10 protein-coding genes are annotated in these 12,415 nt (G+C 66.4%); 6 read left to right on the top strand and 4 right to left on the bottom strand.

All coding sequences use genetic code 11. From position 1 onward, the window contains the following. Positions 1–5 precede the first annotated feature (5 nt). The 4 genes from surE to GTP77_RS22880 all read right to left on the bottom strand — a co-directional run bounded on the left by surE (position 6) and on the right by GTP77_RS22880 (position 4,449). Positions 6–956 carry a 5'/3'-nucleotidase SurE gene (surE, locus tag GTP77_RS22895; protein WP_161074466.1) on the bottom strand — a complete coding sequence of 317 codons (951 nt, stop codon included), beginning with the start codon at positions 954–956 and terminating at the stop codon, positions 6–8. A 96-nt stretch (positions 957–1,052) separates the two neighbouring features. After that, on the bottom strand, positions 1,053–2,873 hold the full coding sequence (locus GTP77_RS22890) for a sensor domain-containing phosphodiesterase (RefSeq protein WP_228892427.1): 1,821 nt from the start codon (positions 2,871–2,873) through the stop codon (positions 1,053–1,055). A gap of 83 nt (positions 2,874–2,956) precedes the next feature. Continuing rightward, on the bottom strand, positions 2,957–4,240 hold the full coding sequence (locus tag GTP77_RS22885) for a DUF1593 domain-containing protein (RefSeq protein ID WP_161074465.1): 1,284 nt from the start codon (positions 4,238–4,240) through the stop codon (positions 2,957–2,959). Positions 4,241–4,242: 2 nt separating this feature from the next. Beyond that, positions 4,243–4,449 (bottom strand): hypothetical protein, encoded by a 207-nt coding sequence (locus GTP77_RS22880; protein ID WP_161074464.1) that lies wholly within the window; start codon positions 4,447–4,449, stop codon positions 4,243–4,245. A gap of 239 nt (positions 4,450–4,688) precedes the next feature. Between GTP77_RS22880 and nosZ the strand changes: the two genes are divergently transcribed. The 6 genes from nosZ to GTP77_RS22850 are packed head-to-tail and all read left to right on the top strand — an operon-like array spanning position 4,689 to position 12,392. After that, on the top strand, positions 4,689–6,623 hold the full coding sequence (gene nosZ, locus GTP77_RS22875) for a TAT-dependent nitrous-oxide reductase (RefSeq protein ID WP_161074463.1): 1,935 nt from the start codon (positions 4,689–4,691) through the stop codon (positions 6,621–6,623). Between the two features lie 21 nt (positions 6,624–6,644). Beyond that, entirely contained in the window at positions 6,645–8,810 is a 2,166-nt protein-coding gene (locus GTP77_RS22870; RefSeq protein ID WP_371869384.1) for a 4Fe-4S binding protein, read from the top strand. After that, the gene (locus GTP77_RS22865) at positions 8,807–10,096 is read left to right on the top strand and encodes a nitrous oxide reductase family maturation protein NosD (RefSeq protein ID WP_228892429.1); all 1,290 of its coding nucleotides are present in this window, start codon (positions 8,807–8,809) and stop codon (positions 10,094–10,096) included. The genes GTP77_RS22870 and GTP77_RS22865 overlap by 4 nt, the downstream gene beginning before the upstream one ends. Beyond that, a complete protein-coding gene (locus tag GTP77_RS22860; RefSeq protein ID WP_161074461.1) occupies positions 10,077–11,045 on the top strand; it encodes an ABC transporter ATP-binding protein in 969 nt (322 codons plus the stop codon). Before GTP77_RS22865 ends, GTP77_RS22860 begins: the two co-directional genes overlap by 20 nt. After that, entirely contained in the window at positions 11,029–11,838 is an 810-nt protein-coding gene (locus GTP77_RS22855; RefSeq protein ID WP_187358813.1) for an ABC transporter permease, read from the top strand. The genes GTP77_RS22860 and GTP77_RS22855 overlap by 17 nt, the downstream gene beginning before the upstream one ends. After that, positions 11,835–12,392, top strand: coding sequence for a nitrous oxide reductase accessory protein NosL (locus GTP77_RS22850; RefSeq protein ID WP_161074460.1), 558 nt, complete (start codon positions 11,835–11,837; stop codon positions 12,390–12,392). The genes GTP77_RS22855 and GTP77_RS22850 overlap by 4 nt, the downstream gene beginning before the upstream one ends. The last annotated feature ends 23 nt before the right edge of the window (positions 12,393–12,415 follow it).

The raw sequence follows: 12,415 nt of genomic DNA, 5'->3' as shown, positions 1-12,415 counted from the left end.
GCGCCTCATTGAGCAAACAGGTCACGCAGGCGCAGGCGCAGCCACTGCTGGCCGGCGGGACGCTGCTCGTAGCCCACCTGCATGGCGGTGACGGACACCTTGGTCTTGTAGACCAGCGCTTCATCCTCGGCCTGTTCGGCGGTGGCCGCGCCCGGAGCCGATCCGCTCAATCCCCATGGGGCCGCGCTGCTGAATTTGAGGTTGTAGGTGTCGTAGGTGCCCTGGCGCGAGAAGGCCCAAGGCGTGGTGGTGCTTGGCACATCGGGGAAGTTCACGTTCAGCGCAACGCCGGCCGGCAGCAGCGGCGAGGAGCCTGCCTTGGCCTGCAGCGCGGAGATCAGCTTGGTGGTGAGCTGCGCCACGGTGCGGGAGATGGGGCTGGCCAGGGTGGCGTTGTCGGTGGTGTTGGCGCCGGCGCTCAGGGCGATGGCCGGAATGCCGCGTCCCGCTGCGAATTGCGCATTGCCTATGGTGCCCGAATTGATCACCAGCTTGCCCACGTTCTGGCCTTCATTGGGGCCGGACAGCACAAGGTCCGGCGCCTTGCCCCAGCGTGCCTGCGCCAGCACGTCCAGGCCGTACATGGTGGACATGACCGGGGTGCCGTGCACGTAGTTGAAGTCGCCACCGGTGTAGCCGGTCTTGGTGAACGGACCAACAGCGGGAGCGCCCAGCGGCGCGGCGCCGTTGTGGCAGCCGCCTTCGGCTTCGATCTGCGTCTTGTCGTTGTCGGGCACGATGTTGGTGGTGCTGTACATGACGATGGCCGAGCTGCGGCCGCTTTGTCCGGAGCAGGGCACCGAAACAATGACCGAATGCCCGGCGGCTTTCAGCTCGTCGTACAGGGCCTTCAGATTGCTGGTCAGGCCGTCGTCGTTGGTGAGCACGATGTTCAGGGCAAAAGCCGGGCTGGCGCACAGGGCCAGTCCTGCAGTCATCATCAAGCGGTAGTTCATGGATTTCCTCGGGTGTGATTGGAAACCGTGATGCTAGCGAATGTTTATGACTGCAATGTGACGCGTGTACGATCTATATGTGCCGTATTTGATGGCTTAAGTGCTTGAAAAAGACGGCTGTACGAACTTCTCCACGTGCCCGACAAACGCATCCGCCGCCAGCGGTTTGGCGAAGTAGTAGCCCTGAGCCACCTGGCAGCCCCAGCTCCGTATCAGCTCCAGCGACTCCGCCGTCTCCACGCCTTCGGCCACCACCTGGTACTGCAGCTCGGCGGCAAGGGCGATCAGCGAGCGGACGATGCGCTGGTCGCGCTCGCTGGTGTGCACATTGCGTATCAGCGACTGGTCCACCTTGACCACGGTGGCGGGCACGTTCTGGAGGTAGGAGAAATTGCTGTAGCCGGTGCCGAAGTCGTCCAGCGCCAAACTCATGCCCCCGGCGCGGATATCGTGCATGGCTTTCAGGATGGCCGGGCTTTCCATCCAGGTCCCTTCCGTGCATTCGATTTCAACGTAGCGCGGCTCCAGCCCGAATTCCAGGCAAGTGGCGAGCAAGCGTTCGCAGATGTCCACTTCCTCGAAGTTGTAGGCCGACAGGTTGATGGCGATCTTGATGGCGTGGCCTTGCCGGTGCCAGGCCGCCGTTTGCTTGATCGCTGTGCGCATGATCCAGCGGGTGAGGGGGCCGATCAGCGCGGTCTTTTCTATCAGCGGGATGAACTCCGCCGGCGACACAAAACCCAGCTCCGGATGCTGCCAGCGCAGCAGCGCTTCGGCCGCGTGGCAGGCGCCGGTGCGCACGTCGTGCTTGGGCTGGTAGACCAGGTGGAAGGCGTCGTCGGCCAGGCTGGACTGCACGCTGTTGAGCAGGCGGAAGGCGCGCTGCTGGCTGGCGTCCAGCTGCGAGTCGTAGGCGCTCCAGCGCTGGCGGCCGATCAGGGCCTGGTTCACGGCCGCCGAGGCTTTGCGCGGCGCATCGGTGGAGGATTGCGGACATAGCTTGAACTGCACGATGCCGCCAAAGCTGTCCAGGTTGAGCGGAAGGTTCAGGCCCAGCAGCGGCTCTTGCAGGGTGGCGTCCACGCTGTCCAGGAAGGCGATAAACGCCGCCGTGTCGCCATCTTTCGAGAGCAGGGCGAAGCGCGTGTCGGTCACGTGATACAGCGTGGCGCGGTGGCGGAACAGGGCGGACAATCTGCCTGCCACGCTGCGCACCACGTCGTCGTACACGGCGATGCCAAGCACGCTGGCGATTTCGAAGGCCTTGGCCGCATCCGGCATGTCGATATAGACCAGCACCCGTTCTTCGCCTTCGGCCACGCCGCATTGCTCGGTCAGGTCCACCTCCAGCTGGAATTTGTTGGCGATGCCGCTGACCGCGTCCACGTGGCCAACGGCGCGCCGCAGCTCGATGTGCGACATCACCAGCGCGGCCAGTCCTTGCAGCTTGTGGCGCTGCGACTCGCTGAGCTGGCGCGGCTGCTGGTCGATAATGCACAAGGCGCCAATGGCGAAGCCGTCGCGCGTGAGCATGGGCGCGCCGGCATAGAAGCGGATCCGGTCCGGACCGGTGACCATGGGGTTGTCGCGGAAGCGCGGATCTTCGTGCGTGTCCTCGATCACCAGCACGTCGGAGGCCTGGATGGTGTGGGTGCAGAAGGAATGCTCGCGCGAGTCGCCCGGTGTGCAGAAGCCGGTGCTGGCCTTGAGCCATTGGCGGTCGCGGTCGATGAGGGAGATGAAGGCTCCCGGCAGGCCGAATATGGTCATGGCCAGCCGCGTCACGCCGTCGAAGTACTCATTGGTCTGGCTGTCCAGTATGCCCAGGCGTTCCAGCGCGGCCACGCGCTCCTGTTCCGAATTGGGCTTCCTCATGGAGAACTCGGGCGCCACTGCGGCGGCAAATTGTGCGGTCATTTTCTAAGCGAGTGTTGGTTTGTGTCTTCCTATGATATAGGCGGACACAAAAACTTGCTGCCGACCAAAAGAGAGAGCGCCCGCTAGTCTGCGCGCAGCGGTGCGAGCCGGGCGGCGAAATCGCGCAGGAAGTCCGCGCGCCAGCGGCTGATGCTCTTGGCGCCCTGGTGCGGACCTTCGCTCCACTGGGGATCCGGATCGTCGGTCCACCAGTTCGGGTAGCGCGCGGATGGCTGGCGGGCCAGCTCAGGCGCCGGCATGCGCGAGGTGAAGCCGCCGCCCTGGCCGTCCAGGCCTGGGTGGCTGCTGCGGATGCGGTAGCTCCAGGTCTTGGCTTCCTTGGGCGAGAACAGGAAGTGCCAGGCGCCGTCGCTGCCCAGGTGGCCGGGGAACTCCTGCTTGTCCACCAGCAGGCTGGCTTCGGCCTTGGCCGGCGCCGGGCCGTCGGGGCGGTAGACCAGTTCCATCACGGCGAAGGTTTCCACCACGTCCGCCGCTGTCGGTGGCCTGGTGAAGGTGACGCGCGGCCGGTCCCAGGCGCGGACGAAGCGTCCGCCCCAGCCGCCCGCGCCGGGCTGCTCCGGATTGGTCCCCAGCACGTAAGCCAGCGAAGGCGTGTCGCCCATCTTGATCTGCGGGGCGATGCCGTTGAAATAGGCGCCCAGCGCACCCGCGCCTTTGACGTGGCGCTCAACGAAGCCAGCGTTGCCCAGATCCCCCGACTGCTGGCCGCCGACAAACCAGCCGCGATAGGTGGAGTTGTTTTCGATGATCCACAGGTCCGGGTGCTCGCGGGCGATATAGTCGTAAGCCGCCAGCGACCACTTCTTGTTTGGCCCGCCTATCATGTAGACGCGCAGCTTGCTCTTGATGTCGGGCGCGTCGTGCAGCGCCTGGGCCAGGTCTTCAAAGCCGCCCCACAGCAGCACCCAGAGCGGGCGCGGGTCGTCGCGCCTGGCGCTGGCGATGATCCAGTTGGAGCCCTCGGTGGGCTGGTCCCAGCCGCGCGGGCTGGCCAGGTCGGTGCCGCCTTGCTTGGCGATGCTGCGCAGGCGTTCCGGGGTGGGGTAGCGTGCCGATACGGCGCGCAGCTTTGCATAGTCCTGCTCGTAGACGGAGATGAGTGTGAGCAGATGCCGCTTGCGGTTGCGCTCCTCGCCCCAGGGGGAGGCGATCAGGCCTTCCAGGTCCACGCTGTCGCTGTAGAGCAGCAGATGCACCAGCGACTGGAAGTCGTCGAAGTCCGTGCCGCCTATGTCGGTGGAGACGACCACGCGCGGGAGCGCATGCGGCGCCGGCGGCGGCGCGGCGTCCGCGCAAAGGGGCAGCGAGAGGGCGAGGGCGGCGAGGAGCTGGCGTCGGTTCATCGCTATGAGTATAGCTTCTTCCCCTTCTTGGCGGTGCTGCCGGCCGCGCCGAACAGCGCGGCCACCATGGGGTCTCGCCGGACCTGGCATTTGCTGTCCTTGAAGCGGTAGGGCTGGTCGTCCACCAGCCGGTGCACGCGGTAGCCGTCGCCGCTGACGGTGCAGACCAGTGTTGGTCCCGCGTAGTTGTGCGCGTCACATTCATCCATCTTGTCCTCCTGCAGTTGAGTCGCAAGCGTCATTGTGCGCATGCGCGGGGCGTCGCGCCATAGCTCGTCCGGCCTAGGCAGTAATTGGCGCGGCCGGAGCCGGACCATTTCCCAATTGTTGATTTACATCATGGCCCTGCGGTCAGCCCCGCGCCGACAATACCGCTGCCTGCCGATGCCTTGTGCCATGCGCGGCCTGGCGTACAGCGTTCGATGGCCGATCACAGGAGAATCAGCAAATGGATAGCAGCAAGAAGAACAGCATAGACAACGGCGAGGTGCAAGTGAGCCGGCGCGGCTTCCTCGGCAAGGGCGCAGCCCTGGGCCTGGCCGGCGCCGCCGTGGCGCTGGCGGGCTGCAAGGCGGAAGGCGGCAATGCCGGCACCGGTGCATCCACCGCAGCTGCCGCACCAGCCCACGCCCATGGCGGCTCCGAGGTGGCGCCGGGCCAGCTGGATGACTACTATGCCTTTATCAGCTCCGGCCACGCAGGCGAGGCGCGCGTGCTGGGCATGCCGTCCGGCCGCACGCTCAAGCGCATCCCGGTGTTCAATATGGACTGCATGGTGGGTTGGGGCATTACCAACGAATCCAAGGCCATCATGGGCACGCGCCCGGACGGCACCCTCAAATACACCACCGGCGACACCCACCACGTGCACGGCAGCTACCGTGACGGCACCTATGACGGCCGCTGGCTGTTCATCAACGACAAGCTGCATTCGCGCGTGGCCCGCATCCGCATGGACACGATGGAGTGCGACAAGATCACCGAACTGCCCAACGTCATGGGCATGCACGGCCTGTTCCCGGACAAGTGCGACCCGGTGGACAAGTCCGTCAATTACACCACGCGCGTGTTCTGCGGCGCCGAGTTCCATATTCCGCTGCCGAACGACGGCCACGATCTGGACGATCCCGCCAAATGGGGCGCGCTGTTCACCTGCGTCAGCGCCTCCACCATGGAAGTGATGTGGCAGTGCCGCGTGGACGGCAATATGGACCTGGTGGCCACGTCCTACGACGGCAAGTTCGCCGCATCCAACCAGTACAACACCGAGAACGCCGCCGACCTGGCGGGCATGATGGCCGCCGAGCGCGACGCCTGCGTGTTCTTCAACATCGAGCGCATCGAGCAGCAGGTCAAGGCGGGCAAGTTCACCACCATAGGCAGCTCCAAGGTGCCGGTGGTTGACGGCCGCCTGGCAGCCAACGGCGATCCGAAGACGGCGCTGACGTGCTATGTCCCGGTCGGCAAGAACCCGCACGGCGTGAACGCCAGCCCGGACGGCAAGTACTTCGTTTGCTCGGGCAAGCTGTCGCCCACCGCCACGGTGATCGACCTGGCGCGCGTGGCGCAGTGGTTCGGCGGCGCGCTCAAGGACGCGCGCGAAGCCGTGGTGGCGGAGCCGGAAATCGGCCTGGGCCCGCTGCACACCGCCTTCGACGGCAAGGGCAACGCCTACACCTCGCTGTTCCTGGACAGCCAGTGCGTGAAATGGAATGTGGACCAGGCCATTGCCCAGTTCAAGGGCGACAAGGCGGCCAAGGTCATCATCGAAAAGCTGGACGTGCACTACCAGCCGGGCCACAACTACAGCTCCATGGGGGAAACGCGCCAGGCGGACGGCAAATACCTCAACTCGGGCAACAAGTTCTCCAAGGACCGCTTCCTGCCTATCGGCCCGCTGCATGTGGAAACCGAGCAGCTGATCGACATCAGCGGCGCGGCCATGAAGCTGGTGGCGGACCACACGGCCTACTCCGAGCCGCACGACGGCATTATCGTCAAGCGCGAAGTGGTGAAAACACGGCAGATCTACACCATGACGGACTTCCCCAATGCGGTGACGGCGGAGACGGCGGGCGTGGAACGGCGCGGCAACAAGGTGCATGTGCGGCTGATGTCGCAGGCGCCGTCGTACAGCATGCCGGTGATTAAAGTGAAGAAGGGCGACGAGGTAACGCTGACGCTGACCAACCACGACAAGGTGGAAGATCTGACGCACGGCTGCGCGCTGCCGACCTATAACATCAACTTCATCGTCAATCCGCAGGAGACCAAGTCGGTCACCTTCAAGGCGGACCACGCGGGGGCGTTCTGGCTGTATTGCACGCACTTCTGCCATGCGCTGCACCTGGAGATGCGCAGCCGTTTCCTGGTCGAGGCTTGAACGATGCCCGTGCTGCGCCGCCTGTTCGCGCTGTTCCCGTTCATGCTCCTGCTGCTGGCCGGGCCACTGTCCGCGCCGGCGCGCGCGGGCAGCTACGATGCGGAGCTGCCGGCTGCGCTGCTGCATGGCCCGGACCTGTGCGCGCATGCGGACTGCCGCGCCGTGCTGCCGCGGGCCAGCCGCTTCACGCAGCGCAAGGGATCGCCGCAATACGTGGAAGGCTATGCGCGCGCGGCGGACGGCAGCGAGCAGCTGGCGGGCTATGTGTTCCTGTCCACCGACGTGGTGGACATTCCAGCCTATTCCGGCAAGCCGGTGGTCACGCTGGTCGGCATGGACCGCAGCGGCGTGATCGCAGGCGTGCGCGTGCTCAAGCACTCGGAGCCCATCCTGCTGGCAGGCATACCGGAATCCGCGCTGCAGCGTTTCATTGCCCAGTATCCGGGCCGGCGCGCGGACGCGCGTTTCGAGATCGGCGGCGCTTCGGGGCTGGACGCGATCAGCGGCGCCACCGTGACAGCCATCGCGGAAAACCAGGTCATTGCGCGCAGCGCTTATGAAATAGGGCGGCAGGTGGGTATCTTCACCACCGCCGCGCGGCCGCCGGCCCGCTTTACCGCGCTGGACGAGCGGCTCGACTGGGCCGCGCTGGCGAAGGAGGGCAGCATTGCACGCCTGCGGGTGAGCGAGGCGGAGGCTGGTGCGTTGGCCAGCGGCCAGCCCTATGTCGATCTGCAGTTCGGCTATCTGAACGCGGCCAGCGTTGGTAACAGCGTGCTGGGCGAGGAGGGCTACCGCCAGCTGATTGCCGGGCTGGCGCAGGACGAACACGCGATCTTTATCGTGGCGCATGGCAGCGGCTCGTTCAAGGGCTCCGGCTTTGTACGCGGCGGCATTTATGACCGCGTCCAGCTGCGCCAGGACAGCCGCACCTACACCTTCCGCGATACCGACTACCTGAACCTGTACAGCGTGCGCGCCGCCGGTGCGCCCGCGTACCGGGAGTCGGCCATTTTCATCGTCCGCTCGGCGGACTTCAATCCGGCCTGGCCCTGGTCGCTCAGCTTGCTGGCGCACGGCGCGTCCGCAGGGGGCAAGGCGGGCGGCAAGGTGGATTTCAAGCGCTTCGAGCAGGAGTACTGGCTGCCGGCGCGTTATCTTGAGGGCGGCCATCCGCTGGTGGTGGAGGCACAACCCGCATGGCGGGCGATATGGGCGGCGCGCGTGCCGCAGCTGGCTGCCTTCTGTGCGCTGCTGGCCTTCACTGCCTTGCTGTATTCGCAGCGCGACCGGCTGGTGCGGGCGTCCACGCGGCAGCACAAGCCCTGGATCAGCGTGCCGCGCCTTGCGCTGTGGCTGGCCAGCGCGGGTTTCTTTGGCCTTTATCTGAAGGCGCAGCCCAGCATCACGCAGGTGCTGACCTGGGTGCATTCCATCCTTTACCAGTGGAAGTGGGAGCTGTTCCTGTCGGACCCGTTCATCTTCCTGTTCTGGTGCTTCATCGCGGTGACGGTGCTGGTGTGGGGACGGGGCTTGTTCTGCGGCTGGCTGTGTCCATTCGGCTCCCTGCAGCACCTGGCGCTGAAGCTGGGCAAGCTGGTTGGGCTCGGCCGCTACCAGAAGCTGCTGCCCAAACGCCTGCATGACCGATTGAAGTGGCTCAAGTATGGCGTGTTCTTTACGCTGCTGGCGGTATCGCTGTGGTCGATGGAGAACGCCGAGCTGCTTGCGGAGGTGGAGCCGTTCAAGACCACCTTCCTGGTGGGGATCTGGCAGCGCAGCTGGCCTTACGGTTTGTTTGTGGGCGCCATACTGGGCCTGGCCATGTTCAGCGAGCGGCCGTACTGCAAATACCTGTGCCCTTTGGGCGCGGGGCTGGCGCTGCCGGGGCGCTTCCGGCTGCTTGGCTTGAAACGCAAGGCGGAATGCACTTCCTGCAAGGCCTGCGCGGCAGGCTGCGGCTCGCACGCCATCGACGCGCAAGGGCGCATCGACCAGACGGAATGCATGCTTTGCCTGGACTGCATGGTGATGTACTACGACGACCACGCCTGTCCGCCGCTGGTGCGCGAACGCAAGCAGCGCGAGAAGGCGGGGCTGGCGCTCAGCCGCATAGACGCGGGCGGCCATTTCATTCCGCTGGACAGCCTGCGCGCCAGCCTGCCTGCGCGCAGGAGCGAGCCATGAGGCGCGCACGTGTGGACAACTCGGCTGCGGCTGCGCTGCGGGCAATGGCCTGTCTGCTGATGGCGGCGTGCGCTCCGGTCTGGGGCGCGGTCATCAGCGTGGGGCCGGGCATGGCGCTGGCCGACGCTGTGGCAGCCGCCGCGCCGGGCGATACGGTGCGGGTTCTGGGCGGCCGCCATCCCGGCCATCTGCTAATTAACAAGCCCCTGACGCTGGAGGGCGTCGGCAAGCCCGTCATCAGCGCAGGCGGCAGCGGCGACGCGGTACGCATCACCGCCAGCGGCGTCACCCTCACCGGTTTCGTCGTGCGCGACAGCGGCGCCGACCTCACGGCGCAGAACGCGGGCATCTACGTGGCGCCGGGGGCGCACCGCGTGACCGTGGCCGACTGCGACATCATCTACAACCTGTTCGGCATCTGGCTTGAACGCTCGGACGACGCGCGCCTGTTGCGCAACCTCGTCGTCGGCCGGCCCGATCTGCAATCGGCCGCGCGCGGCAACGGCATCCAGGTCTACAACACGCGCGGCGTGCAAGTAATCGGCAACCGCATTAGCCACGCGCGCGACGGCATCTATGTGGACGTCTCGCGCGACGCGCTATTCCGGGGCAATGAGATCCACCATGTCCGCTACGGAACCCACTATATGAACACCAACCACAGCACCTGGGAAGGCAACAAGGTGCATGACAACCGTGGCGGCCTGGCCCTGATGGAAGTGCGCAACCTGGTGGTGCGCCGCAACCAGGCCTGGCGCAACGCGGACCACGGCATCATGCTGCGCACCATCCAGGACTCCGTCATTGAAGACAATGTCGTGGCGGGCAACGGGCGCGGCCTGTTCATCTACGACGCCGAATACAACGTGGTGCGCCGCAATCTGGTGGTGGGCAACCAGACCGGCGTGCACCTGTCGGCCGGCTCCTCCAACAACGCGGTGGACGGCAACGACTTCATCGGCAACCAGGAGCAAGTGCGCTTCGTGGCCGCGCGCGACACCGAATGGGGCCGCAGCGCCGGCAACTACTGGAGCAACTACAGCGGCTGGGACCAGGACGGCGACGGCGTGGGCGACTTCCCCTACGAAGCGAACGACCTGGTTGACCGGCTCGCCTGGCAATACCCATTGATGCAGCTGCTGTCGGCCAGCCCCGCCTTGCGCACCTTGCGCTACGCCGCGCGCCAGTTTCCCGTGCTGCGCGCGCCCAGCGTGGTGGACAGGCGGCCCCGTATGCAACCCCAACATCCCGACTGGAGAGACTGGAATGCCAAATTTTCCCGATGACGCCGCCGATCCGGTGCAACTGCTAGACGTGCGCCGCAAGTTCGGCCCAGTGCCGGCGCTGGACGGCGTGTCGCTGACGGTGCGGCGCGGCGAACTGTTTGGCCTCATCGGCCACAACGGCGCCGGCAAGAGCACGCTGTTCAAAATGATGCTGGGCCTGATCCAGCCTAGTGGCGGCATGCTGCGTGTGCTCGGTGCGGATACGCGCAGCGCAGCCTTCCGCAACGCCCGCACGCGCATAGGCTACCTGCCCGAGAACTTCGTCACCTACGAAAACCTGAGCGGCCTGGAAGTACTCTACCTGTTCGCGGACCTGAAGAACGCGCCGCGCCGCGGCTGCGCCGCGCTGCTGGAGCGTGTGGGCCTGGGTGACGCCGCAGGGCGCCGCGTGCATGGCTATTCCAAGGGCATGCGCCAGCGACTCGGCCTGGCGCAGGCGCTGCTGGGCGAACCCCGGCTGCTGTTCCTGGACGAGCCGACCAATGGCCTGGACCCTGCCGGTATCGCGGACTTCTACGCCATCCTGCACGAGCTGCGCGGGCGCGGTGCCACCATCGTCATCACCTCGCACATCCTGGCCGAGATCCAGCAGCGCGTGGACCGCCTGGCCATCCTGCAAGGCGGCCGCCTGGCCGCGCTGGGTACGCTGGGAGAACTGCGCGAACGCCAGCCGCTGCCGCTGCGCATCGCCGCCACGCTGCGGCCCGGCCTGCCGGCGTGCACGCTGGACAGCCTGCGCAGCCTGGGCCTGGTGCTGGAGATGAACGAGGCCACATTGGACGCGAAACTTCCGCCGGGCGCGGGCCGCGCCACCATCGCCTGTCCGCCGGAGCGCAAGATGCAGCTGCTGGCCGCACTGGCGCCGGTGGCGTCCGGACTGGATATCCAGGAACCCACGCTGGAGCAGCTGTTCCTCGGTTACGGAGACGCGCATGCCCAGGCGCATTGAATGGCGGCTGGTGCGCGTGCTGGCCGCCAAGGAATGGCGCGACCGGCTGCGCAACCGCTGGGTGCTGGCGGTGGCGGCCCTGTTTGCGCTGTTTGCGCTCGCCATTGCCTATTTCGGCGCGGCGCAGCAGGGCGCGGTGGGCTTCCGCAGCCTGGACGCCACGCTGGCCAGCCTTGCCAGCCTGGTGGTCTACCTGGTGCCGCTGATCGCGCTGTTGCTGGGCTACGACGCGGTGGTGGGCGAACGCGAACGCGGCGCGCTGGATCTGCTGCTGTCGATGCCGGTCAGCCGTTTCGAGGTCTTGCTGGGCAAGTACCTCGGGCTGGGCGCGGCGCTGACTGGCGCCACTGCGCTCGGCTTCGGCGCCGGCTTGCTGCCGCTGGCCAGCCAGCTAACTGTCAGCGAGGGCTGGCGCTACGCCGCCTTCGTCGCTTCCGCCATCGCCATGGGATGGGCTTTTCTCAGCATCGCGCTGCTGGTGTCGGTGCTGGCCAGCGACCGCGTGCGCGCCAGCGGCGTCGCGCTGGCGCTGTGGTTCTTCTTTGTGCTGGTGTACGACTTGCTGCTGATGGGCGCCCTGGTGCTCAGCCAGGGCAGCATGGCCAACAGCGCGTTTGCCGCGCTGCTGATGCTCAATCCAGCCGACGTATTCCGCCTCTACACCGCCGGCGCCGGCATGGGCGGGCTGTCTGCAGTGCTGCCGCCTGGCTGGACCACAGGCGCGGCGCTGCCGGCCGTGATGCTGGCCTGGATGGCGCTGCCTTTTCTATTTGCTTACAGGAGATTCAAATGAACCAAGACTATTCAAGCGCCACGCGCGCGACCAGGCGCAAGCTGCGCCTGCGCTGGTCCGGCTGGGCCGCAACGCTGCTGCTGGCCGCCTGCGGGCAGGCCGTCACCAAGCTGGCCGCCCTGGAACCCGACTCGAACGCGGCCTGCGCGCTGGACGGCATGGTGCTGAAGGACTTCCCGTCATCGAAGGCGCAGATCCGCTATGAAGACGGCAAGACCGACTATTTCTGCGATGTGATGGAACTGTTCAGCATGGTGCTGATGCCGGACCAGCGCCGTCCCGTGGCCGGCCTGTACGTGCAGGACATGGCCCGCGCAGTATGGGACCGGCCCATGGGCCACTGGATACCCGCGCAGCATGCGTGGTATGTGGCGGGCAGCCGCCGCGCCGGTTCCATGGGGCCGACCATCGTGCCCTTCGGCACAGCCGAAACAGCGCGCGCCTTCGCCGCCGCTGAAGGCGGCAGGGTGCTGCGCTTCGACCAGGTAGACAGCAGCCAGCTGCGCATGGCCGGAGCCGGCGCGCACGGCATGGACCACGGCGCCGCCCACTGAATACTTACGCAATGCGATTCACC

The organism is Pseudoduganella aquatica (genome assembly GCF_009857595.1).
Lineage (GTDB): Bacteria > Pseudomonadota > Gammaproteobacteria > Burkholderiales > Burkholderiaceae_D > Rugamonas > Rugamonas aquatica_A.
This window is presented reverse-complemented; position numbering and strand designations above follow the sequence as displayed.

What these genes read in the sequence shown, in the direction of transcription:
- GTP77_RS22860 (WP_161074461.1), top strand. Translation starts at nt 10,077, where the DNA reads ATGCCAAATTTTCCCGATGACGCCGCCGATCCGGTGCAACTGCTAGAC.
- GTP77_RS22885 (WP_161074465.1), bottom strand. Translation starts at nt 4,240, where the DNA reads ATGAACCGACGCCAGCTCCTCGCCGCCCTCGCCCTCTCGCTGCCCCTT.
- GTP77_RS22850 (WP_161074460.1), top strand. Translation starts at nt 11,835, where the DNA reads ATGAACCAAGACTATTCAAGCGCCACGCGCGCGACCAGGCGCAAGCTG.
- surE (WP_161074466.1), bottom strand. Translation starts at nt 956, where the DNA reads ATGAACTACCGCTTGATGATGACTGCAGGACTGGCCCTGTGCGCCAGC.
- GTP77_RS22890 (WP_228892427.1), bottom strand. Translation starts at nt 2,873, where the DNA reads ATGACCGCACAATTTGCCGCCGCAGTGGCGCCCGAGTTCTCCATGAGG.
- GTP77_RS22855 (WP_187358813.1), top strand. Translation starts at nt 11,029, where the DNA reads ATGCCCAGGCGCATTGAATGGCGGCTGGTGCGCGTGCTGGCCGCCAAG.
- GTP77_RS22865 (WP_228892429.1), top strand. Translation starts at nt 8,807, where the DNA reads ATGAGGCGCGCACGTGTGGACAACTCGGCTGCGGCTGCGCTGCGGGCA.
- GTP77_RS22880 (WP_161074464.1), bottom strand. Translation starts at nt 4,449, where the DNA reads ATGGATGAATGTGACGCGCACAACTACGCGGGACCAACACTGGTCTGC.
- nosZ (WP_161074463.1), top strand. Translation starts at nt 4,689, where the DNA reads ATGGATAGCAGCAAGAAGAACAGCATAGACAACGGCGAGGTGCAAGTG.